This window comes from Pedobacter petrophilus (assembly GCF_009674725.1).
In the GTDB taxonomy this organism is placed as follows: Bacteria; Bacteroidota; Bacteroidia; order Sphingobacteriales; family Sphingobacteriaceae; genus Pedobacter; species Pedobacter petrophilus.
Genome location: NZ_WKKH01000004.1, coordinates 182340 through 205246 on the forward strand (window position 1 = coordinate 182340; position 22907 = coordinate 205246).

The 22907-nt window shown below is 37.9% G+C and carries 20 protein-coding genes; 10 read left to right on the forward strand and 10 right to left on the reverse strand.

Going from position 1 to position 22907, the window contains the following annotated elements; translation table 11 throughout:
• The first annotated feature begins 38 nt into the window (after positions 1-38).
• Positions 39-1643, forward strand: a complete 1605-nt coding sequence (locus tag GJU39_RS04070; RefSeq protein ID WP_154279417.1) for a Na+/H+ antiporter — start codon at positions 39-41, stop codon at positions 1641-1643.
• A gap of 221 nt (positions 1644-1864) precedes the next feature.
• Here the strand turns inward: GJU39_RS04070 and GJU39_RS04075 are convergent, their stop codons facing one another.
• The 4 genes from GJU39_RS04075 to GJU39_RS04090 form a co-directional block, all read right to left on the reverse strand.
• Positions 1865-3286 (reverse strand): Glu/Leu/Phe/Val family dehydrogenase, encoded by a 1422-nt coding sequence (locus tag GJU39_RS04075; RefSeq protein WP_154279418.1) that lies wholly within the window; start codon positions 3284-3286, stop codon positions 1865-1867.
• A 133-nt stretch (positions 3287-3419) separates the two neighbouring features.
• On the reverse strand, positions 3420-3638 hold the full coding sequence (locus GJU39_RS04080; protein WP_154279419.1) for a CcmD family protein: 219 nt from the start codon (positions 3636-3638) through the stop codon (positions 3420-3422).
• Positions 3638-4300 carry a cytochrome c biogenesis protein CcsA gene (gene ccsA, locus GJU39_RS04085; RefSeq protein WP_154279420.1) on the reverse strand — a complete coding sequence of 221 codons (663 nt, stop codon included), beginning with the start codon at positions 4298-4300 and terminating at the stop codon, positions 3638-3640. Before ccsA ends, GJU39_RS04080 begins: the two co-directional genes overlap by 1 nt.
• A gap of 93 nt (positions 4301-4393) precedes the next feature.
• A complete protein-coding gene (locus tag GJU39_RS04090) occupies positions 4394-5059 on the reverse strand; it encodes a heme exporter protein CcmB (RefSeq protein ID WP_154279421.1) in 666 nt (221 codons plus the stop codon).
• Positions 5060-5273: 214 nt separating this feature from the next.
• Here GJU39_RS04090 and GJU39_RS04095 point away from each other — a divergent pair, with 214 nt between their 5' ends.
• Together GJU39_RS04095 and GJU39_RS04100 are read left to right on the forward strand one after the other, a co-directional pair.
• Positions 5274-5753, forward strand: coding sequence for a methylated-DNA--[protein]-cysteine S-methyltransferase (locus GJU39_RS04095; protein WP_154279422.1), 480 nt, complete (start codon positions 5274-5276; stop codon positions 5751-5753).
• 11 nt (positions 5754-5764) lie between these two features.
• A complete protein-coding gene (locus tag GJU39_RS04100; protein WP_154279423.1) occupies positions 5765-6151 on the forward strand; it encodes a cupin domain-containing protein in 387 nt (128 codons plus the stop codon).
• A gap of 1469 nt (positions 6152-7620) precedes the next feature.
• Here the strand turns inward: GJU39_RS04100 and GJU39_RS04105 are convergent.
• The 4 genes from GJU39_RS04105 to GJU39_RS04120 form a co-directional block, all read right to left on the reverse strand.
• The gene (locus tag GJU39_RS04105) at positions 7621-8043 is read right to left on the reverse strand and encodes a hypothetical protein (protein WP_154279424.1); all 423 of its coding nucleotides are present in this window, start codon (positions 8041-8043) and stop codon (positions 7621-7623) included.
• A gap of 172 nt (positions 8044-8215) precedes the next feature.
• The gene (gldC, locus tag GJU39_RS04110; RefSeq protein ID WP_154279425.1) at positions 8216-8551 is read right to left on the reverse strand and encodes a gliding motility protein GldC; all 336 of its coding nucleotides are present in this window, start codon (positions 8549-8551) and stop codon (positions 8216-8218) included.
• 134 nt (positions 8552-8685) lie between these two features.
• Positions 8686-8955, reverse strand: coding sequence for a hypothetical protein (locus GJU39_RS04115; protein WP_154279426.1), 270 nt, complete (start codon positions 8953-8955; stop codon positions 8686-8688).
• A gap of 95 nt (positions 8956-9050) precedes the next feature.
• Positions 9051-10397, reverse strand: a complete 1347-nt coding sequence (locus GJU39_RS04120) for a DEAD/DEAH box helicase (RefSeq protein WP_154279427.1) — start codon at positions 10395-10397, stop codon at positions 9051-9053.
• A 323-nt stretch (positions 10398-10720) separates the two neighbouring features.
• Here GJU39_RS04120 and GJU39_RS04125 point away from each other — a divergent pair, with 323 nt between their 5' ends.
• The 4 genes from GJU39_RS04125 (at position 10721) to GJU39_RS04140 (ending at position 14091) form a co-directional block, all read left to right on the forward strand.
• The gene (locus tag GJU39_RS04125; RefSeq protein ID WP_154279428.1) at positions 10721-12055 is read left to right on the forward strand and encodes a dihydroorotase; all 1335 of its coding nucleotides are present in this window, start codon (positions 10721-10723) and stop codon (positions 12053-12055) included.
• A gap of 429 nt (positions 12056-12484) precedes the next feature.
• Positions 12485-12685 (forward strand): DUF2683 family protein, encoded by a 201-nt coding sequence (locus GJU39_RS04130; RefSeq protein WP_154279429.1) that lies wholly within the window; start codon positions 12485-12487, stop codon positions 12683-12685.
• 60 nt (positions 12686-12745) lie between these two features.
• Positions 12746-12994 carry a Txe/YoeB family addiction module toxin gene (locus GJU39_RS04135; protein ID WP_154279430.1) on the forward strand — a complete coding sequence of 83 codons (249 nt, stop codon included), beginning with the start codon at positions 12746-12748 and terminating at the stop codon, positions 12992-12994.
• A complete protein-coding gene (locus tag GJU39_RS04140; protein WP_342448175.1) occupies positions 12994-14091 on the forward strand; it encodes a DUF3810 domain-containing protein in 1098 nt (365 codons plus the stop codon). The genes GJU39_RS04135 and GJU39_RS04140 overlap by 1 nt, the downstream gene beginning before the upstream one ends.
• Before the next feature lie 24 nt (positions 14092-14115).
• On the opposite strand, the gene miaE is transcribed toward GJU39_RS04140, so the two are convergent.
• Positions 14116-14697 (reverse strand): tRNA-(ms[2]io[6]A)-hydroxylase, encoded by a 582-nt coding sequence (gene miaE, locus GJU39_RS04145; protein WP_154279431.1) that lies wholly within the window; start codon positions 14695-14697, stop codon positions 14116-14118.
• A 158-nt stretch (positions 14698-14855) separates the two neighbouring features.
• On the opposite strand from miaE, the gene GJU39_RS04150 reads away from it, so the two are divergent.
• From GJU39_RS04150 to GJU39_RS04160, 3 genes are all read left to right on the forward strand, one after another.
• Positions 14856-16088, forward strand: coding sequence for a glycosyltransferase (locus GJU39_RS04150; protein ID WP_245227686.1), 1233 nt, complete (start codon positions 14856-14858; stop codon positions 16086-16088).
• 149 nt (positions 16089-16237) lie between these two features.
• Positions 16238-18718, forward strand: coding sequence for a TonB-dependent receptor (locus GJU39_RS04155; RefSeq protein WP_209437585.1), 2481 nt, complete (start codon positions 16238-16240; stop codon positions 18716-18718).
• 5 nt (positions 18719-18723) lie between these two features.
• Positions 18724-19884 (forward strand): PepSY-associated TM helix domain-containing protein, encoded by a 1161-nt coding sequence (locus tag GJU39_RS04160; RefSeq protein ID WP_154279433.1) that lies wholly within the window; start codon positions 18724-18726, stop codon positions 19882-19884.
• 239 nt (positions 19885-20123) lie between these two features.
• Here the strand turns inward: GJU39_RS04160 and GJU39_RS04165 are convergent, their stop codons facing one another.
• The gene (locus GJU39_RS04165) at positions 20124-22859 is read right to left on the reverse strand and encodes a TonB-dependent receptor (RefSeq protein ID WP_154279434.1); all 2736 of its coding nucleotides are present in this window, start codon (positions 22857-22859) and stop codon (positions 20124-20126) included.
• Positions 22860-22907 lie beyond the last annotated feature (48 nt).

Here is a 22907-nt window from a genome sequence, read left to right on the forward strand (position 1 = left end):
TTTTATATTTCTGATATTTAGAGCATCATCTCTTTTACATGCTACACGATAATTTAATTCTCATCCTGGTACTATTGCTTGGCGTAACCATTTTGGTAATGGTGGGCCAAAAGCTCAAAATTTCTTATCCGATCTTTTTGGTTCTTGCTGGTTTATTTATTGGTTTTATTCCGGGAATGCCCCACATCAAGATCGATCCAAACATTGTCTTCCTCCTATTTCTGCCTCCCCTGCTCTACGAAGCCGCCTGGTTTACCTCATGGAAGGCTTTTTGGGAATATAAAGGTGCTATCTTTTTAATGGCAGTTGGATTGGTGTTTATTACTTCTGTGGCCGTTGCTTATGCCTCAGTTGCATTTATTCCGGGCTTTACCTTAGCGCTTGGTTTTTTACTTGGCGGAATTGTATCTCCACCAGATGCGGTAGCCGCAGCAGCAGTGCTTAAGGGCATGAAAATTCCGAAAACGGTAAGCGCATTGCTTGAAGGCGAAAGTTTAGTAAACGATGCTTCCAGTTTAATTGTATTTAAATTCGCACTGGCCACCGTAACCACCGGGACTTTCATTTTGCAAGATGCTGCTGTAAACTTTGTATCCGTTGCAGGGCTTGGCATAATTATCGGCTTGGCGATTGGCGGCATATTTTACGCCATTCACCGATGGCTACCGACCACAGAAAATATTGATACCGTCCTCACTTTGCTTACCCCCTACTTTATGTACATCGTTGCAGAGCATTTTGAAGCCTCTGGTGTAATGGCAGTAGTTTCTGGCGGATTATTGCTTTCCAGTCAATCGCATGTAATTCTCACTTCCAACTCCAGAATAAAAACAGTCTCTGTTTGGTCTGCACTGATTTTCCTACTAAACGGTGTAGTCTTTATTTTAATAGGCTTGGCGTTGCCAGATATTGTGGCCGGATTGGGGCCTGATTATCCAATAGGACAGGCAATTGGATATGGCGTTGGAATTAGTGTTTTGGCGCTCCTTGTTCGCTTTGTATGGCTTTTCTCTACTTCCAGCATTACCCGGGTACTCAACAAAAAAAGTAGAATTCGTTATCAGGATCTTACGTGGCACTCTTCTTTAGTGATTGTTTATGCCGGCATGAGGGGTGTGGTATCTTTGGCCGCCGCGCTTTCCATCCCAGTGATGATTTCGGAACAAATTCCTTTTCCATTAAGAAACCTGATTTTGTTCATTACTTTCGTCGTGATTTTTGTAACCCTTGTTGTTCAAGGCTTAACGTTACCCCTATTTATTAAATTGCTGAAAATCCCGGAAGCGAAACACAAGCTTTCTGAACAGGAGCAAATCAGCCAGATTAAATTGAAGCTGATTGATCTCTCACTGGAAAAGCTGGTAGCCAATTATCAATATCAATGTACCCATAATGAGTTAATGGTGAACTTAAAAGCTGAATTACAGCACTCATTGAACGAAAAGAAAGAGACCCTCCACGCGTTTAAAAAAGGAGAAATTAACACTGTTGACCTGAAAGCGTATAATGAAATTGTTCTTGATTTAATTCAGGTTCAGCGTGATGAACTTCATCATTTAAAAGGCAATAAAAGCTACGATGATGATATTATCAGAAAAGAAGAGTGGCGATTAGATTTGGAAGAATTGAGCATCACCTCATAGGATTCAGTATTAAATGGTGATTGATATAGCGCTCGCTACACAAACTGATGTTTATAAACCCGATATAAGTGGAAAGCCACCGATTTTTTTTTGGTGCTTGAAGCATTAGCGGGACTGAACTTAGCCCACAAAACACCGGACCATTCATTTCCAAATAAAAAAACCCTTGCAAATTATACATCTGCAAGGATTTTCAGCTTTAAACTTTTATCTTTAAACTACTATGGCCAAACGCCTAAGTTCATGTAAGAAACGGCAATTTTATCAATCGAATTTACGAAAGCTGCAGTTCTTAATGTTTGTGTGCCAGGTTTTACTCTTAAGGTTTCACGAATCTCGTGGTAAGAATGAATCATGGTATCTTCTAAACCGGAGTTTACCAATTCCATTTCAGATGCACCTTTAACAATCATTAAGCGGTGTTCAGGAAGAATCGTTTTGCCTGTTAAGTTTTCTAAAGTAGCAATTAAGTTTGCGTTTGAATTCGCCGCATACCGGTTTTCCATCCGTCCGAATGCTACGTGAGAAAGATTTTTTAACCATTCGAAGTAAGAAACTGTAACACCACCGGCATTACAATACATATCCGGAATGATGATTCCACCCATTTCAGTGAAGATTGCTTCGGCCTCTGGCGTAGTCGGTCCGTTAGCACCTTCAGCAATAATTTTTGCCTTTACGTTGCGAATATTAAGTTCAGTAAACTGGTTTTCTAAAGCCGCCGGAACGATGATATCGCAATCTTGCTCTAACCCTTCCATAGAATTTCTAAAATCGGTAGCACCAGGGAAACCTAAAATAGAACCTGTATTTTTGCGATGAGCAAAAACTTCATCAACATTTAAACCGTTAGCATTGTAGATTGCACCTTCGTACTCACACAAACCAACAATTGTTGCCCCAAATTCTGCAAGGAATTTTGCAGAATGGTAACCTACATTCCCCAAGCCCTGAACGATTACTCTTTTATCTCCTAAACCAGCTTTTAAGCCGATTTTAGCCATATCTTCAGCAACATCCACACACTCGCGCACGGCATAAGCAACACCACGACCGGTAGCTTCTTTACGACCACGGATACCGTGTAAAGCGATCGGTTTACCTGTTACACAACCTAATGCATCCAACTGACCAGGATTCATCGTCATATAAGTATCAGCAATCCAGCTCATTTCACGTTCGCCTGATCCATAATCCGGCGCAGGAACGTCAATACCAGGACCAATAAAATTCTTCTTGATTAATTCTGTGGTGTAACGACGAGTGATGGTTTCTAACTCGGCTACGCTATATTGTTTGGTGTTAATTTTAATTCCACCTTTTGCACCTCCGAAAGGTACATTTACGATTGCACATTTGTATGTCATCAAGGCTGCAAGTGCCATCACCTCATCCTCATTAACCATCTCGCTGTAACGAATACCGCCTTTGGTTGGACTCATGTGATGCGAATGCTCTACACGCCATGCATCAATCACTTCAAAACCGTTTCCTCTGCGAATTGGAAATTGGAAACGATACACACTATTACACGCTTTAATCTGGTTCAATAAACCATCGGGATGGTTGGTGAATTGAGCCGCACTGTCAAAGTTCTTGCATACATCTGCAAAAAACTTGTTCTCGTCTGCTAGATTAGCCATTATTTATTTTTTATGAATTAAGTATGCCGCAAAATTGCCTAAAAAAACTGCATATATCCAAATGAAAAAATACTTAGTGTAAAGGAAACACCAATTGAAAATGACCGAAAAAATAGCTTTAAAACGTTTAAGCTTAGTTTTTGCCTGTGTTTTCTTTTTCTATTTTTTTTAATCTTTTATCAATAGAGAAAAGATAAGCCAATAAACCGACTAAAATGATAACTATACAGACAACTACAACGTATATTTTACCATCGCTACGCAACTTATCTGCCATTTCTACACCATTATCTTGTGCAAATAATTGCATTGTAGCCAGCATTAACAGGAGAGAGAAAAGTACCTTTTTCATTAATTATGTTGTTGATTGTTTTCTATTGAACGTATTCTGAAGCGAATGGTATAAACCCAGTAGCCGATGATGATCCACCCTAAACAGGCAGGATAAAATACCATGCGCATGCGGCTATCTAAATCATAGCTGTTAAACCCTGGATTGCCACCATTACCCGGGTGTAATGAATCTTTTAAACGGGGTAAAACGAAAAGTAAAACCACCATCATCGGGAAAGCAAAGATGTTGTAAATGGCAGAAATTTTAGCCCTTTTTTGCTCTTCATCTATCGCGTTGCGAAGAATTAAATAAGCAAAATAAAGTAATACTGAAATGGCGGCGAAATTTTGTTTTGGATCGAAACTCCAAAATTGCCCCCAGGTATACTTCGCCCAAATGGCACCAGTAACCAAGCCCAGAAGACCAAAAATAATCCCGGCGTTTACACTTTCTACTGCTTTCAAATCATCGGTTTCGCTTTTAGTGCTTAACGATTTTATGCTATAGAAAACAGATATGGAAAACAAAACAATCATAGCGAACCACATTGGCACGTGGAAGTATAGGTTTCTGATTGATTCATTGATAATAGGTAACCGTGGAACGCCAAGTAGTAACCCTGCTATTGCAGTATAAATCACTAACATCGATCCCAGGATTTTCCACCAAATTTTATTCATATATTATTTTAATTTTGAATGAGTGAATTTTGAATTATTAAATGTTTCCTTCCCATTCTATCACTCACTCATTCTATAATTCTATCATTCCATTTAATCCCTCCAAAGGTAAGGAAATAACAATAAAGAGGTAGCAACTGTTAATACATTTACCAACAGCAACATCCCAATTTCATCGTAACTATTCTCCCACGGCAAGCCGTCCACAGCATTTTTAGCTAATTTTATTAAAAGAATTAGCACAGGAATGATAATTGGAAAGCTGAGAATAGCCATCAGCATTCCCCCATTACCGGCTTTACTTGCTATGGCTGAAACCATTGTAAAAACAGTTGAAAAACTGATGCTTCCCATGACGACGGCCACGTAGTAAAGTAATAAATCTGGCGGAGTGAAAGTATCGAAGACCATAGTATAAAAACCCAATGCGATGGTTGTTAAAACCAGCATCAACACGATATTATAAACTGTTTTTGAGATTAATATTGCCGCAGGGCTAGCAAGTATATAATTATATAACTGCTGACCTTTAGTTTCCTGTAGAAAACTTTTAGAAACACCGTTTATTGATGCAAAAAGAATAATAATCCAGAATAAAGCATTCCATGCAAGCTTATCACCCAGACTTACGAAAGATAAGTAACAAGTAAAAATGGTAGAAACTACATATAATAGAATTCCATTGATGGTATATTTGGAGCGCCACTCTAACAGTACTTCCTTATGGATTAAATATTTAACCTCTTTGGCCAGTTGCATAACCGCAAAGATACTTTTATTGATAAATTATCGCAGTGTAATTTTGTTGGATTGTTGTAATATTGTTTCAACATTTAACTTGGAGAGATTAACGCTAACGGGCTTTTTTTTTGTGCAACCCGTCCTTGGTTTTACCTGAAATGAAAAATAAATACGGATTAGGTTTTACATAGGCTTAGGCATTAGTTTAGATGTTAACAGTTGTAAATAGAATATGAAATACGCATCAGTGACAGAATCGCCTGTTGGCAAATTAACCATCCTTGCTGATGATGACTTTGTTCATACTGTTACCTTTACGGAAACAGATGTAGCAGGATTATCAGAAAATGAATTAACCAAAAAAGTTGCAAGTCAGTTAGCACAATACTTCAAAGGAGATTTAAAGGGTTTTGATTTTCCAATAAAGCAAAAGGGAACCGAATTTCAGCAGGAGGTTTGGCAGAATTTGCTCAGCATTCCATATGGCGAAACAATTTCCTATGCCAAGTTTTCTGAACACAAGCCATTAGCCATTCGGGCCATTGCCGCCGCAAATGGAAAAAATAATATTGCCATCGTAATTCCCTGTCACCGGGTGATTGGAAGCAGTGGCAAACTGGTTGGTTACGCGGGTGGTTTGTGGCGGAAACAGTGGCTACTGGAACATGAAAGAGAGATTGCTCAAAAAGGACAAACGACACTTAAATTTTAATAATATTAAAGATGACTTCAGAAAAAGCCGAAACAAAAGATTACCTAAAAGCCATCAGGCTGATTAATATTGAAAATGATGATTGCGCATTTGAGATTGGAAGGATTCCAGTCCTTAGGAATATTAAAGCCAGTTTCTTTTTCGCCAAAACGAATGTTTCTGCTTTGGAAGGAATACCTCATCCGGCGCCTCGGAGGCAATATGTTATCACCTTAAAAGGGAAATTAAAGTTTGGTACAACGAACGGTGAGACGTTTATGATTGAACCTGGAATCATTCTAATCGCCAATGATACGCGCGGAAGTGGCCATACCTGGGAAATTGGAGATGGCGATGAATGGGTAAGAATCTATATCCCGCTAGATGATGATACCGATGATCTTTTTATAGTGGATTAGTTTTAAAGTGTGGGATTATAGGTTTAACCGCAAAGGTCGCAAAGGGAAGGCGCAAAGAAAGCAAAGTATGGGTTTTCTACAGTTAGCTGATTAGAAAATTAACCACAGAGAACACAAAGAGAGGGCACAGAGAACATGAAGATGAATTCCTTCTATTTTCTCGGTGTAAAACTCGGTGACCCCGGTGGTAAAAAAACTTAATTGCAGAGAGAAGGCGCAAAGAAAGCAAAGTATGGGTTTTCTACAGTTAGCTGGTTAGAAAATATAGCTATAAATATTAACCACAGAGAACATGAAGATGCGTTCCTCCTATTTCTTCGGTGTAAAACTCGGTGACCCCGGTGGTAAAAAAACTTAATTGCAAAGAGAAGACGCAAAGAAAGCAAAGTATGGGTCTCTACAGTTAGCTGACTATGAAATATAGCTGTAAATATTAACCACAGAGAACACAAAGAGAGGGCACAGAGAACATGAAGATGGGTTCCTCCTATATTCTCGGTGTAAAACTCGGTGACCTCGGTGGTAAAAAACTTAATCGCAGAGAGAAGGCGCAAAGAAAGCAAAGTATGGGTTTCTACAAGTTAGCTGACTATGAAATATAGCTGAAAATTATTAACCACAGAGAACACAAAGAGAGGGCACAGAGAACATGAAGATGGGTTTCTCTTATTTCCTAGATATAAAACTCGGTGACCCCTGTGGTAAAAAAACTTAATTGCAGAGAGAAGGCGCAAAGAAAGCAAAGTATGGGTTTCTACATTTAGCTGACTATGAAATATAGCTGTAAATATTAACCACAGAGAACACAAAGAGAGGGCACAGAGAACATGAAGATGCGTTCCTCCTATTTCTTCGGTGTAAAACTCGGTGACCCCGGTGGTAAAAACTTAATTGCAAAGAGAAGTGACAAAGAAATCAAAGTATGGGTTTCTACATTTAGCTGACTATGAAATATAGCTGTAAATTATTAACCACAGAGAACACAAAGAAAGGGCACAGAGAACATGAAGATGAATTCCTCCTATTTTCTCGGTGTAAAACTCGGTGACCTCGGTGGTAAAAAGACTTAATTGCAGAGAGAAGGCGCAAAGAAAGCAAAGTATGGGTTTTCTACAGTTAGCTGATTAGGAAATATAGCTATAAATATTAACCATAGAGAACACAAGGAAAGGGCACGGAGAACATGAAGATGGGGTTTCTGCTATTTCCTAGATATAAAACTTGGTGACCCAGGTGGTAAAAAAACTTCATTGAAAAGAAAAGTGACAAAGAAAGCAAAATGCAAGTTGCATCAGTTAACTCAGGATGTAAAATTTACTGGTAAACTAGAGGATGATGAGTCTTACGTAGTTGCTGCCCTTCAAGATTATAAATTTCTATTCATCATGAGTTGCAATCAAACCATGCAGAAAAAACTCCTGATGAAATTGTGTTTTGCGACAAAGCGCAAGGATATGAGGACAGCAAACTTACTTCACAATTTCCGGATTAGTTGCTGCAACAATTTTGTCGCCACGCTTAGTGCTAAACAGCATAAATAAAACGCCGACTAAAAACACAATCCAACCCCATTGAAAGTGAACAACCTTGCCAATTAATTTGTTAGCAAAGCCATACTTGGTATAATTGTTAGCCGTAAAATAAACCGCAACAACAGCGAGCACATACCAAATTGCCATTACAAAACTCATGAACCTAAAAGCGCTGGCTTTTCTAATGAAAAAGAAAAGTACTGAGATTACTATAATGGCGTATGTAATCAAAAATAAACGCGCATCAGATTGATACAAATTCCAGTTTCCTTTAATCGGCACTTTTAACATCGGACAAAAACTGGCAATAATGCAAAGCAAAATACCAACTAAAGCCCTGAATTTATTTAAGATTAACATATTTTATATTTTCACAGTTTGAGTAAATAACAAGATTTCTATCTGATTGTTGAGGGAATTTAGAATAATATAATCTCAGTCTACAAATGATCAATAGAAAAAAATCCACAAATCAATATTAAACTAACAATAACCACCAACGCCAAACGACAGACGAAAAACGAAAAGTCCGCTACTGCCCTTCTACAATCCCCATTTTCTCTGCGAAGTGTGCGCAATAATCACGTAGGTCTTCAACAATTAAAGTTTCATTTGTAGCCTTTAAAAAGCTATCTCCCATGGTTTGTAAAGTTTCGTAAAAGAAACGTTTCATCTCATCAACAGGCATATCTTTAGTCCATAAGTCTATTTTCAGCGTGTTTTTATAGTTATGATCCCATACAGATAGAAACATTGCCTTTGCCGGTACTTTATCTGCATTTCCAGAGTCCGTACTTTCCCAAAGGATATTATCTGGATTATTTGCGTCGTCTAACTCAACTGTTAGTTTAATTTCTGCTGTTTTCATTTTAAATTAATTAAACCGATGGCATTACTAAAAAGTATCGGTTATTTTTTCGGTTGCAAAGATGCTATTTAATTTGATTACACAGATGCGTTGATTACAGAGATTACTTTTTCTCATTTTTTTTGACCTGTTAATTACCTTACCTTTTGAATGATGACGATCAAAATTACAGTAATCACCAGAAAGATAGATTCTATGATCCAAATTCTTTTCAGGTCTTTCAGTGCGAAACGAAAAACTAAATCCGTAACAAAAGTAACTACCACTAATATTCCCAGGCCCCAGGCAACTAAGCCGTTTATATTGATGTTTGGGTACGAAGCATTTGGATTTAAGAACAGATAGCAAGCAGTAACCGCTGCGCCTGCACCAATTATATTTAAAGGTGTAATCCGAAGTTTCATTTGCTATTATCTATTGTTGTTTTTCATCGGAAGCATATCACCGTCAAAACAATTACTTTAAAAATTTTAATTTATTCAGATTGCCTCAGTTTACACTATTTTTTCTTATCGAATTTCTTACCCTTTTTAAATGATTTCACTTCTTTTCCTGCTTTTTCTTTCGCTTTCTCCCGAACCTTTTTCTCTATTGCTGCAGCATGCTTCTTTTCATGGAAAGCACCTTTAAAATCAGGGTCCTCCTTCCGCTTTTGCATATCAATCTCCTTGGCAATATGCTGGCGCTCCTCATAAGGTGTTTCATCAATATAAACACCTTCCGGAATTTCAGCAACCGGAATATACTGGCGAATTAATTTTTCAATTTTACGGATATAGTATTTCTCTGCATCTGTTGCAAAAGTTATCGCATCCCCTTTCGAGAAAGCCCTGCCTGTACGTCCGATTCTGTGTACATAATCTTCGATGATAATCGGCACATCAAAATTAATTACGTGACTCACATCGCTCACATCAATTCCCCTACTGGCTACATCTGTTGCCACTAAAACACGGATATTTCCTTCCTTAAAACTATTAATTGAGTTGATTCTGGTATTTTGTCCTTTATTGGCATGAATTACACGTACGTTCCCCGCACCATATCTGCGCTCAATAAAGCTGAAAATATTATCAGCTACTGTTTTCGTTTTACAGAAAATGATCAGGCGGCTAAAAGCCTCATCATTCTTCAACAGGTGCTGAAGTAAGTTAATTTTAGTTTTAAAATTTGGAACATAATATAAAGCCTGCGTTACATTGGCTGCCGGTGTAGCTTGCGCTGAGGCTTCAATAACCATTGGATTATTTAAGAAATCACCAGCAATTTTCTGCACCAAATCACTCATTGTTGCAGAGAACAGTAAATTCTGACGTTTCCGGGGCACAATTTCTAAAATCCTGTGGATCGATCCGATAAAGCCCATATCCATCATTTTATCAGCTTCATCCAACACTAAAAACTTTAAGCTTTGCGTATTGATGTCGCCTGCTAAATAAAGATCGAGAAATCTTCCTGGTGTTGCAATCAAAATATCAACGCCTTTAGCAATTTGTTCCTTTTGTGTTTTCGGACCAATACCGCCGAAAATTACCAGCGAACGCAAATCAGTATAAGTAGAAAATAACTTCACTTGTTCTGCAATTTGCATCGCTAACTCACGCGTAGGCGATAAAATCAGAGCCCTCGGATTTTCGCCCTGAGCATATTTCAATTGCATTAAAATCGGCAAAACAAAAGCTGCAGTTTTACCTGTTCCGGTTTCTGCAATACCGAAAATATCTTGCCCGGATAATACAGGTGCAATCGCTTTTTCCTGAATTGGAGTGGCAACGGTATAACCTGCATCGGCAACTGCATTTAAAATTTGCCTGTTTAACTTAAATTCTTCGAACGATTTTGCCATAGCGCACAAAGATAGTGATTAAGGTTGAGGGTTTGAAGGCGTAAGGTAGAAGGTTTAAACCAATTGTAAAATCAAAGTTTCATTCTGGGGATTTTGGGTAAAGCAATTTCAGTAACCCTTCTGATGAAATAGCCCTGCCATTCGCTTTACTTCGTTACACTTCGTGCCCGCTGCTGTCAGGTTTATTTAATTCCAGCCAGCAACATCCAACTCCACTCCTACCTTTCATCCGCCCAATCTTGCTACTCGATACTTGCTACTCGATACTTGCTACTCGATACTTGATACTTCCTACTTGATACTAATTTACTACCTTTGAAACCATGAATTCTTACCTGATAAAAGCCGCCACAATAGTAAACGAAGGACAAAAATTTGTAGCTGATGTATTAATTAAAGATGGATTAATTGCCAAAATTGGTCAGAATCTTTCAGCACCTGAGGCACAGGAAATTAATGCCGAAGGACAATACCTTTTACCAGGCATGATTGATGATCAGGTTCATTTTCGGGAGCCCGGTTTAACCCATAAAGCAGATATTTTTACCGAAAGTATGGCTGCTGTCGCTGGCGGAATTACCTCTTTTATGGAAATGCCAAATACCGTTCCGAACACCTTGACACAAGAGTTATTAGCTGATAAATATGCAATTGCAGCTGAAACATCATTAGCAAATTACTCATTTTACATGGGTGCCAGTAATGATAACATCGAAGAAGTGCTTAAAACCGACGCTAAAAATGTTTGTGGCATTAAGGTTTTTATGGGCTCTTCTACTGGGAATATGCTGGTTGACAATGAGAAAACATTAGAAAATATTTTCAGCAAAGCACCAATATTAGTAGCCACACATTGTGAAGATGAAGCAACTATTCGTAAGAATTTAGCAGAATATAAAGCTAAATATGGCGATGATTTAACTATAGATATGCATCCACTGATCCGAAGTGCGGAAGCTTGTTATAAATCTTCATCGTTAGCCGTAGAATTGGCGAAGCGGTATCAAACCCGGTTGCATATCCTCCATATTTCAACTGCGAAAGAAATTGCATTGTTTGATAACACCATCCCATTAAAAGATAAAAAAATTACTGCCGAAGCCTGTATTCATCACCTTTGGTTTAATGATAAAGACTATGCAACAAAAGGTAATTTCATTAAATGGAATCCGGCTGTAAAAACTGAGGCTGATCAAAGTGGAGTGCTTCAGGGTGTATTGAATGATAATATTGATGTAATTGCAACCGACCATGCCCCGCATACTTTAGAAGAAAAACAGCAACCTTATGCTTCGGCACCTTCAGGCGGACCTTTGGTTCAGCATGCATTGCCTGCGTTGTTGGAAATGCATTTACAAGGAAAAATCTCACTGGAGAAGATTGTAGAAAAAACAGCTCACAATCTGGCCATTTGCTTTGATATTGAAAAACGCGGATTTATCCGCGAAGGTTATTGGGCAGATTTGGTTTTGGTAGACTTAAAAGATTCCTGGAAGGTAACCACCTTAAACAATTTTTATAAATGTGGCTGGAGCCCTTTTGATGGAGATACTTTTCAGGCCAGCGTAACACATACTTTTGTCTCTGGAAATTTAGCCTACCTGAAAGGAAGATTTACGACGGATCAGATTGGGAAGCGACTAACTTTTGCGAGATAAGGTTCTGCTCTAATTACTAAAATTAAAAATAATTACGTAAATTAGTTTGTTAAGTTTATAAATATGAGCAATTTACAGTTATACGCCGAGATTTCTTCACTTCCTTCAAATCTGAAAGAGGAAGTCGCTGGTTTTGTAAAATCGTTAAAAAAAACTATAAAAAAAGTTCTCATACATTAGAAGAACCTCATTGTATTTCCTTTCGATGGAGACGCAGCGCTCGCGGCAGTAGACATTCAAAATAAGCTGAAACGCAAAAGTATAGATAAAACTGATTTATTTATTGCAGCAACAGCAGTTGCACATAACCTAAACTTTAATACCTCAACCAAAAGCATTTCCAGTATATTGAAGACTTAAAACTATTAACCTAATCTGCCATTTCAAATTATAGTTTTGCTATATTTGCTATAACAAGACTATAATCAAATGGAAACATTAATTGCCCATCCTAAAAACGAAGAAGAAGCAATCGCTTTAAAAGCAGTCATGAAAGTTTTGAAAATTGATTTTGAAACCGAAAATAGCCCCTATAATCGGGAATTTGTTGAGAAAATTTTGAGCAGTGAAAAGGCAAGAAAATCCGAAAAACCCGGTCTTAAAATCAATGTTCAAGATATGTGGAAATAACACCCCTTTAAATCCCCCCTTTAATTCTTGCATCCCAATTTATTCAATTAATAATTTGATATGCAGATAGAATTATACGAGCAAGCGATAACAGACTTTAAATTTTGGCAACAAAATCGTTCAAAAAAGAATAGAAATACTATTGCAGACATGATACTTCATCCTTTTACTGGATTAGGGAAACCAGAGGCTTTAAAGCATAAACTTTCCGGCAAATGGTCTAGAAGAATAAACGAAGAGCATCGAATTGTTTATGAAGTTATTAATAATTATATTTTTGTTTATTCACTAAAAGGACATTACAAATAGTGACTAAACGTTCTATCCTAATCCAATCGGTCATATTAATTGGCCTTTCTAGCCTAATTTTCCTTTTTGGTTTATTTCCAGCCGCAGTAGACAATTATTATTCCACAGTTTTCTATCCTTATATATCTTCAGCCCTCAGGTTCATCTCATCAATATTTCCATTTGCTATAGGTGATATAATTTATGCCTTGCTTATTGGATACGTACTTTATAAAATCATCCGGTTTTACAAAAGGAGAACAACTTTAATTAAATCACATCGGATTACCGTTCCATTACAGGTTTTAAACTTCTTTTTAATACTTTATATCATTTTCAAAATCGTTTGGGGGTTAAATTACAGTCGCCCGAGCATCAGCGAAGCACTCAAAATCGGAAATGAAAAATATACCGTTAAGGAATTAGTCTTGCTGGCAGATTACTTTATTAAGAAGACTAATAATTTAAAACTGAGACAACCTAAAACACCGATTTATTCAATAAAAGAACTGGAAATAAAATCAGCATCAGCTTACGATTTAATGGAAAAGAAAAACTCGGTATTTAAATATTCAAATCCTTGTTTAAAAGCCGTTTTAAATCCCTGGATCATCAGTAAAGTTGGAATTGAAGGCTATTATGCACCATTGTCTGGAGAAGCCAATATGAATATGAACCTCCCTGATTTTGTTAAGCCTTATGTCTCCTGTCATGAAATTGCCCACCAATTGGGCATTGCTTATGAAGATGAAGCCAATCTATTGGGTTATTTAACGGCAAGCAGCAGTCCGGACCTGAACTACCAATACGCTGCCAGTTACGAAATGCTGCGTTATATTTTATTCGAAATCAGAATGAAGTCTCCTGCACAGTATCAGGCCTTGCATGATAAATTGCTTCCGCAGGTTTTAGCCGATTTTAAAACAGAGAAAGAATTCTGGCGGAAATATAACGGACAAATGTTTGGTTACATGGATGCCGCTTTTGATCGCTTTTTAAAACTGAATAACCAGAAAAAAGGCATCGACAGCTATCAGGATATTGTAATCTGGTTGTGGAATATTCATAGGAATGAGTCGAAAGTTAAAGCTTCAAAGGCTAAGCACCCAGACTTATAACTTATAACTTTCAACATTTAGCTCTTACCCATGTATCGCCTCTTTCGTTCCAAAACTTTGAATCAATTCACCTTCAAATTCCAGCCACTCTTTCCAACGTTTATCTACATCTACATCGATGGTATATTTACGGGCGAAGTTTAAAAAAGTGGTATAATGTCCGGCTTCAGAAACCATTAATTCATGGTAAAATGTAGCGAGTTCTTCATCTTTGATGTTTAAGGAAAGTACACGAAAGCGCTCACAGCTTCTTGCTTCAATCATTGCTGCAAATAAGAGCCGATCGATAAAAGATTGATTGCGACTGCCATCTTTCTTGCTAAATTTGACCAACCGTCCAACATAATCATCTTTGCGCTCCCGACTTAAAGTATAACCCCGTTGCTTAATAATATCAATTACCATTTGGAAATGCTGCATTTCTTCAATGGCAATTGCCGTTAATTCTTCAACAAGATCCTGATGTTCGGAGTTCTGCGTGATTAAAGTGATTGCGTTTGTTGCGGCTTTCTGTTCGCACCAGGCATGATCAGATAAAATTTCTTCAAGATTTGATTCCGCAATATTTGCCCAACGCGGGTCTGTCAACAATTTTAATCCTAACATGTGTGCTTTGTATTGAGTTGCAAAATTAATAATATTTAGCAAACGTTAATATCTCCCACAGATTTAGAAGATGAATGAAAATTTTAGGTTGTAATCTTCGAAAATCACATTTATCTGCGGGAGTCAAAAAAAAGCACTTATTTTGCAGGTCAATGAATATGAGTGCTAAAAAATTATTGATTATTGGATTAGTCTGGCCAGAACCCACTTCATCTGCAGCAGGAACGAGAATGATTCAATTGATCGATTTATTCTTAAGCAACGACTATCAGATTATCTTCGCCTGTGCGGCTTTAAAAAGCGATTTCAGTTTCGACTTCACCGGAAGAAATGTTGTTGAACATGAAATTAAATTAAATGATAGTAGCTTTAACTCATTTGTAAAAGACTTAAATCCGGGTCTTGTGTTATTCGATAGATTCATGATTGAAGAGCAATATGGGTGGCGCGTTCAACAGGAATGCCCGGATGCACTGAAAATTTTAGACACAGAGGACCTTCATTTTTTAAGAAATGCACGGGAACAAAGCATTAAAAAACAAACCGCTACAGATTTATTCTCAGATTTAGCAAAAAGAGAGATTGCCTCCATTTTACGCAGCGATTTATCACTAATCATTTCTGAGGCAGAGATGAAAATCTTAACACAGCAATTTAAAGTCGACGGTTCGATTCTTCATTATTTACCCTTTCTCGAAGAGGAGATAACGCCGGAAATAGCCGCAGACTGGATTCCATTTGAGCAAAGAGCAGACTTCGTTTTTATTGGAAATTTTCTTCATGAACCAAACTGGAACACTGTGCAAACCTTAAAAAACAGCATCTGGCCAGCCTTAAGAAAAAAAATCCCTGGTGCTAATTTAAATATATATGGTTCCTATGCTTCGCAAAAAGTATTACAATTAGAGAATAAAAAGGAAAAATTCTTTATTAAAGGTAGAGCTCAAAATGCTCGTGAAACCCTCTCACAACATAAAATACTACTCGCTCCCATTCAGTTTGGCGCTGGCGTTAAAGGAAAATTTATTGATGCTATGCAAGTGGGAACTCCATCTGTAACCACGCAAATTGGCGCAGAAGCAATGAAAGGCGAACTGGATTGGAACGGTTTTGTAGAAGATAATCTGCAAACTTTTGTAGAAAAGTCGATAGCATTATACACTGATAAAGCCTTGTGGACTTCTGCGCAAATAAAGGGCGTCCAGATTATTAACCAACGGTACAATTTACATCATTTTGCTGCAGATTTCACTTCCAGAATTAATGACTTGCTAACGCAATTAACAACACATCGTCAAAACAACTTTTTTGGCCAGATTTTAAATCACCAGGCAATTCAACATACCAAATACATGTCACTCTGGATTGAAGAAAAAAACAAGCATAAATAATCATCCTGATTAAACATTTCTATCAAGGGAACTACAACCCTATCCTCCACCGCCAATAATATTTTTCAATTTCGTTTGGAACATTTCCAGAATATATTCTAGATTTGCGCATTATTTAAATTTAGTCTAAATAAAACCAAACAGAACCGATGTGCCATATTTACAAAAAATTATCATTCCTGATCATTTTTATGGGCGTTTATGCCCTTGTCTCTGCTCAAGAATTAGTTACCATTAACGGTAAAGTAACCGATGAATCAGGAGATGTTATCCCTGGGGTGAATGTATATTCTAATAATGGTAATGAAAAAACCACTACAGACAACAACGGTAATTTTACCTTATCTGTAAGCAAAACCTCTCAAACAATAAAATTTAGCTATGTTGGTTATATTACGACCAGCAGAAATATTAATCTGAACCGCGGTAAGATCACCTTAAATATTAGCCTGTCAACAACGAAATCAGATTTACAACAGGTTGAAATTACAGGAAGGAAGGAAAAAACTTATAAAAACACTGCTACATTTATTGGGAGTAAATCTGAAATTCTATTAAAAGATTTACCGCAGTCTGTTTCTTATGCCAGTAAAGAATTAATTGCAGATCAGGGAGCCGTACGGGTTGGCGATGTGGTAAAAAACTTTAGCGGTGTAAATCAGTTCAGTTTTTATGATGATATTACCATCCGTGGATTCAGAATAAACGGAGGCAGTAACACCCAATTAATCAATGGCATGCGCAGCAGCACAGGTTTCTGGAAACAGCCTTTGGCCAATTACCTGGAACGGGTTGAAGTGTTAAAAGGGCCGTCATCAGCACTGTATGGAAATGCGAGTCCGGGTGGCGTACTTAACCGCGTTACTAAAAAACCTCTGGCAGAAACCCGTAAATCACTAAGCCTTTCTATGGGAAGTTACAACACTTTTCGTGCACTTGCAGATGTAACCGGACCAGCAAATAAAGATAGTACATTGCTTTATCGTTTAAATTTCGGATATGAGGATGCAAATTCATTCCGTGATTTACAATTTGATAAGAATGTGGTTATTGCGCCATCACTCACTTTTCTACCTTCAAAAAACACAAGCCTGAATTTCGATCTGGTTTATAATGATTCGAAAAGCCGTTTAGATAGAGGCCAGTCGGTATTTGGAACCGGGAATCTGTATTCTACCCCTCAGTCTACCTCTTTAAATACCGGGAACGACCGTTTAAATGAAAAAACTTACAATGTGTCGCTTTCATTAAATCACCGTTTCAGTGATAACCTGAATTTTACTGCATCTTACATGAAAACCGGATACAGTGAAGACCTATATGAGCACAGAAGCGCTAATAGTTATGCTTTAGACGCTACCGGAAAAGCGGTAGACAATCTGGTTGCCATGCAGATTTTCAACAGGATTCGTAAAAGGTACGTTGACAACTTTTCAGGCTTTATCAATTATAAAATTAAAACAGGCAAAATAGAACAAACCATTGTTGCCGGATATGATTATGCTAGTGAAAAACTCCCGGTTGGTGCTTCACAACTTACAGCATCTAACTATCGTAATGCTACAAACACCGGGTCAATTAGTTTTGTAAAGTCTGATTATGATAAGGATCCGACCAACTACATTAAACGTTTCCTCGTGGTTAACAATTTACTGGTTCCTAACGTACCATCGTTTAATTTAAATGATGTGATGGCTTCACAAAGGCTGCAGGATGATAGTAAAAACTTTTTTGTTCAGGCAGCGTTTGATCCCACTTATTATTTCCTTCATGCCGGATATGTACAGGACAATATTAAATTAGGAAAGCTGCAGGCTTTAATTGGTTTACGCTACGAATATTATACAGATTTCGCTAATTACCTCAAACCTAATGAAGCCAAAACACATTCAAAAGCACTCTTGCCAAGATTCGGTTTGGTTTATTCCGCTACCCAAAATATTAACCTATATGGTACATATGTAATGGGTTACACGCCCCAAACGGCTTCCACCCTTTCAAATCCAAATGCAGGCGGCCCGTTTGATCCGCTGGAAAGCGATATGATTGAATTTGGTGCGAAGACCAGCTGGCTGGATAACCGCTTAACGGCTTCTGCTGCCATTTACCAGATTAAACAGAAAAATGTAACTTACCCGGCAAATGTAGCAGGTCAGCCAGATCTTTTACGTGCCGTTGGCGAAGAAAGATCCAGGGGGATAGAATTTGATCTGATTGGTCGGGTTATCCCTCAGTTAAGCATACTGGCATCTTATTCATACAACAGGGCCTATATTACAGAAAGCCCAATCGCCGCAGAAATTGGCGTACAAAAACCTAATGCACCAAATAATACAGCCAACGTCTGGCTAAAATATAATTTTGTTAATGGCACCTTGAAAGGCCTGGGTATTGGTGGGGGTTCAAATTACGTAGATTCCAGAACCCTTTCTCAAAACTTAACCCAAACCATTCCAAGTTATACTTTATTTAATGCAGCGCTTTATTACAACATTGGTAAAGTGCAGGTTCAATTTAATATGAACAACATCACAAACAAGGTACATTGGGTTGGCGGATACGATTATATCAGATTGTTCCCGGGTACGCCATCAAATTATCTATTTACTTTGGGTTATACCTTTAATTAATTGTCTTGAAAAAATTTAAGAAAATAGCAGCATTTCTGCATCTATGGCTCGGCCTGATCAGCGGGTTGATTATCACAATCGTCTCTATTACCGGCTGTATTTTCGTTTTCGAAGAGGAGTTATTTAATGTTTTTCATCAAGATTTAGTTTACGTAAAGGCAGGGGGAAAACCGATGCCGCTATACGTTTTAGAAGAAAATGCACAAAAGGCACTTCCTAAGGGCGAAAAAATTAATTTGCTCGAGGTTAAGTCAGACCAACATGCCTATGTTTTCTCCGCGAATAAAGCCAATAAGAAATCCAAATCTATTTTCTACCTTGATCAGGTAGCCTACAATAAAGATGTTTATATTAATCAATTTACCGGCAAGGTTAATGGCATAGTGAATCGCAAGTATGAATTTTTCAGGCTTGTCAGGATGACCCATCAGTTCTTATTGTTAAACAAGCAAGTAGGAAGTATCATTGTCGGGTCTTCGGTACTGATGTTTTTAATTATCATTATTACCGGATTTGTGATCTGGCTTCCTAAAAAGCTCAGGAATTTAAAACAACGGTTAACAGTTAAATGGAATGCTAAATTTAAACGCCTCAACTGGGATTTGCACAGCACATTTGGCTTCTATGTAATCCCGTTCGCACTCATTATCGTTATTACAGGTTTAGTTTGGTCGTTCAGGTGGTGGGAACTCGGTATTTATAAATCTCTCGGAACATCCAAAAGACCTAATCTGGTTAAAGAATATGTTCAGCTTCCAGGCGAAGTAAAAACAAAAGAAGCGAGCAACATTGCATTAAATACCATTCTAAAATTGAATCATGGGAATTTTAAAATCATCCTGCTTAATTATCCGGAAGAAGAAAAGATCAGCATGATGGCTACCGTTCAAATCATCAACAGTGGAGATGCCTGGCGGGGACTTAGCTATTTATATTTCAATCCGAACACCGGAATGCTGTTTGACAAAATGTTGCATCAGGATAAGTCGCTTGGCATGAAGTGGCGAAATTCTAATCTCGATATCCATGATGGAGGTATATTTGGATGGCCGACTAAAATCCTGGCCTTCCTGGCAGCCTTAATCATTGCCACTTTGCCTACAACTGGCTTTTTAATCTGGTTGGGAAAAAACAATAAGAAAAAGGTGGTATCTAAAACGAAGTAAAAATTCCCTCAATTTTTTCACATCAATAGGTTTAATTCAAGCAGAAGAAACCCTTGTCTTAAACAAAAACACAGGCCTTAAATAACTTAAAGGCCTGTGTTTTTAAAAAAAGCTTAGAATCTGTTTAAATTTGGCTGCTCGTCAGTCTGAGTTTATCGAAGACCTTTGTTAAACGTGCGTCGACAGGCTCAGCATGACAAATGAAATTACCAATCGAAATTGAAACAACTTCTTAATGTTTAGAAATTGAAAGCCAGTTTAGTAAACAATCTGCGTCCGTTAAAACCCATTTGAACCGCATCCCATGCACCACCTGTTTCGCCATCGTAAGCAGAGAGTTTGGCACCTTGTACATAACCTAAATCAGGATGAACATTAAAAACATTATCAGCTCCAAAGAAAACAGTCACTCTTTTCGAGAATTTATAAGAACCGTAAAGGTCTGAAACCATTTTTCCAGAATAATTAAATTGCTCTAAAACGGTTGTATTAGGATCATTATCCAAAGCAACTAAAGGAGGATAAGTGTTTTCGTAGCCATAACCTAAGATAGAGATTTTGCCATAATACAAAAAGTGTGTGCCAACCATCCAGTTTCCAAAGCCGTAATCTAGGTTTAAACCTAACTTAACCGGAGGCGCCGAAGCTTTAATATAAGCCTGTTCCCTATCACTGAAAAATGCCTGTTGATTTTCATAAGAACCACTTAATACTGAAGGGATATTGATTTGATCGATATTCAAACGATTCAGGTTTCCGGTAAAGAGTACCCTAATGCTTTTATTATCAAACTTTTTGTTATAGTCGACTACCAGATCCAGACCATAATTGGTCGTATTTACTGCATTGGCAAAAAACTGTGCCTGTGTGACGTTTAACTGATTTAAGATAGGCTTTAGGGCAGGGATACTTTCATCGAACTGACCCGATAGCACTACTCTGTCTTTTATGTTGATACGATATCCATCTAGCGTTACGGTTACATTAGAAACTGGTTTCCATGAGAAACCTAAACTGGCATTAACTGATTTTTCTTGTTTTAAATCGGGAATACCTGCCGCTTTAGTGATAGGGCTATAATTTGGGGCAATTTTCACTTCGAAAACATTCCCCCCCTGCACATTGGTAAAGGTATTGCTAAAATTAATTTGTTGTAAAGATGGCGCCCTAAAACCGGTACTTAGAGATCCACGAACATTAAAATTATTGGTTAATTTATACCGGGTAGCAAATTTATAGTTGCTGGTGAAACCAAAGTCACTATAATTTTCTGCCCTTACGGCTACGCCAAGCAACCATTTATCAGTTGCGTCTAATTCTGCGTCCACATAGGCAGCAACATTCGAACGATTTGCATTAACCTCATCTGCTGGCTGGTAACCAGGGAAACCTTGTGCACCAGTTGCCTTATCAGCATTATAGTTTGCATAAGAATCAGGCTCACCTGCAAAAATCTCATAAGCTTCGTACCTGTGCTCCAGGCCAAAAGCCAGGTTTAATCCGGAGGCAACTGTAGGGATCACCTTGCTTAGGTTGAAGTTGACGGTATTCTGTAAAAAGGAGAAACCACCATCATCAAAATGGGTTTTTCCGGCACCAAGAGAGGCATTAAATGTTTGATCACCATAAAAATGAAAATTATTCCGCCCTAAAGTATTGCTCAAATCCCAGTTCCAATCTTTACCCCAAATACCTTTTATACCAGCTGCAAAGGAAATATCCTGAATTTTAGTTTGGATAATCGGATCGAAATAAGTTTCTCCATCAATTGTGGTTTGCAAAATTGGATTTCCAATCACACCATCAGGAAAACGTTCGGGCCTTTCTGAGAAATTTCTGGTATAAGCATAAGCCTCAGATGACTTTGCATTTCCCCCGCCAAAAGAGTAAATAATGGTTTTAGTATTGGCAATCGGTATTTCCATATTGTACATTAACCCACCTGATGTTACAGAACCATCACCCGTGGAGCGCCTTACGGTATTAATTGGCAAGCCATCTTTCGTGCTCAAATCTGTATTCAAATTTTGTCTGAAAGTTTTACCATTCTTAAAGAAATTGCCGGAAAAATTAATGAAACCATTGTTTTTCCCTAATGCCACCCCATAGTTTGCACCAACAGATAAAGCGTTACCATCTATTGCACCACTGTGCCGATACTGGCCAAGTTCTTTACCATAATGCGTATTGAATTTCGGGTCGTAATAGCCTGAATAACCGGTGTTAAAACTCAAAGTACCTACATCTTTTTTTAAGATTAAATTGATTACGCCTGCAATTGCATCAGAGCCGTACTGTGCCGATGCCCCATCTCTAAGAATCTCTACCCGATCTATGGATGATTCAGGAATGGCATTTAAATCCGTTCCGGAATTCCCTCTTCCTCTGGTGCCAAACACCGCTACAAAAGCTGTTTGGTGACGGCGTTTTCCATTTACCAAAACCAAGGTTTGATCTGGCCCCAAGCCTCTCAGCGTAGCTAAGTCGATTTGATCTGCCCCATCAGAACCACTTTGTTTATTAAAATTGAAAGATGGCGATGCGGAGTTTAATATAGAGGTTAAATCCATCTTAGCGGTTGGCATGTTTACCTGATTTATCCTGATCACATCGACAGGTACCGGTGTCAAGATAGAAGAACGAGCTTTGCCACGCGTACCGACCACTACTAAGTCAGTTAAGTTCTCAGCACTTTCCGTTAAGGTAATGGTTAACTGACTGGAGTTTGCCTGTACTTCTTTGGGTGCATAACCAACCGCGCTCACGATTAAAATGGCATTATTTGAAACAGAAATCTGAAAATCACCATTTAAATCTGAGGATGTACCCTTATTAGAACCCTTTTCTTTTATAGAAGCACCAATCAACCCCTCACCTTTAGCTGTTACCACCTTACCTTTTACAATAATTTGCGCAAATGAGGTAATAGATAGCATAAATAAGACAAATAAAACACTAAGTAGTCGTTTTTTCATAGATTTATTATTAATTTAAGCTAAATATATACATAAAACACAACTAAA

Excerpts from the sequence above, each read along its gene's own strand:
- ccsA (WP_154279420.1), bottom strand. The coding sequence starts at position 4,300 with ATGAATAAAATTTGGTGGAAAATCCTGGGATCGATGTTAGTGATTTAT.
- GJU39_RS04100 (WP_154279423.1), top strand. The coding sequence starts at position 5,765 with ATGACTTCAGAAAAAGCCGAAACAAAAGATTACCTAAAAGCCATCAGG.
- GJU39_RS04095 (WP_154279422.1), top strand. The coding sequence starts at position 5,274 with ATGAAATACGCATCAGTGACAGAATCGCCTGTTGGCAAATTAACCATC.
- GJU39_RS04115 (WP_154279426.1), bottom strand. The coding sequence starts at position 8,955 with ATGAAACTTCGGATTACACCTTTAAATATAATTGGTGCAGGCGCAGCG.
- GJU39_RS04080 (WP_154279419.1), bottom strand. The coding sequence starts at position 3,638 with ATGAAAAAGGTACTTTTCTCTCTCCTGTTAATGCTGGCTACAATGCAA.
- GJU39_RS04120 (WP_154279427.1), bottom strand. The coding sequence starts at position 10,397 with ATGGCAAAATCGTTCGAAGAATTTAAGTTAAACAGGCAAATTTTAAAT.
- GJU39_RS04070 (WP_154279417.1), top strand. The coding sequence starts at position 39 with ATGCTACACGATAATTTAATTCTCATCCTGGTACTATTGCTTGGCGTA.
- miaE (WP_154279431.1), bottom strand. The coding sequence starts at position 14,697 with ATGTTAGGATTAAAATTGTTGACAGACCCGCGTTGGGCAAATATTGCG.
- gldC (WP_154279425.1), bottom strand. The coding sequence starts at position 8,551 with ATGAAAACAGCAGAAATTAAACTAACAGTTGAGTTAGACGACGCAAAT.
- GJU39_RS04105 (WP_154279424.1), bottom strand. The coding sequence starts at position 8,043 with ATGTTAATCTTAAATAAATTCAGGGCTTTAGTTGGTATTTTGCTTTGC.
- GJU39_RS04155 (WP_209437585.1), top strand. The coding sequence starts at position 16,238 with ATGTGCCATATTTACAAAAAATTATCATTCCTGATCATTTTTATGGGC.
- GJU39_RS04150 (WP_245227686.1), top strand. The coding sequence starts at position 14,856 with ATGAGTGCTAAAAAATTATTGATTATTGGATTAGTCTGGCCAGAACCC.
- GJU39_RS04130 (WP_154279429.1), top strand. The coding sequence starts at position 12,485 with ATGGAAACATTAATTGCCCATCCTAAAAACGAAGAAGAAGCAATCGCT.
- GJU39_RS04125 (WP_154279428.1), top strand. The coding sequence starts at position 10,721 with ATGAATTCTTACCTGATAAAAGCCGCCACAATAGTAAACGAAGGACAA.
- GJU39_RS04135 (WP_154279430.1), top strand. The coding sequence starts at position 12,746 with ATGCAGATAGAATTATACGAGCAAGCGATAACAGACTTTAAATTTTGG.
- GJU39_RS04165 (WP_154279434.1), bottom strand. The coding sequence starts at position 22,859 with ATGAAAAAACGACTACTTAGTGTTTTATTTGTCTTATTTATGCTATCT.
- GJU39_RS04090 (WP_154279421.1), bottom strand. The coding sequence starts at position 5,059 with ATGCAACTGGCCAAAGAGGTTAAATATTTAATCCATAAGGAAGTACTG.
- GJU39_RS04075 (WP_154279418.1), bottom strand. The coding sequence starts at position 3,286 with ATGGCTAATCTAGCAGACGAGAACAAGTTTTTTGCAGATGTATGCAAG.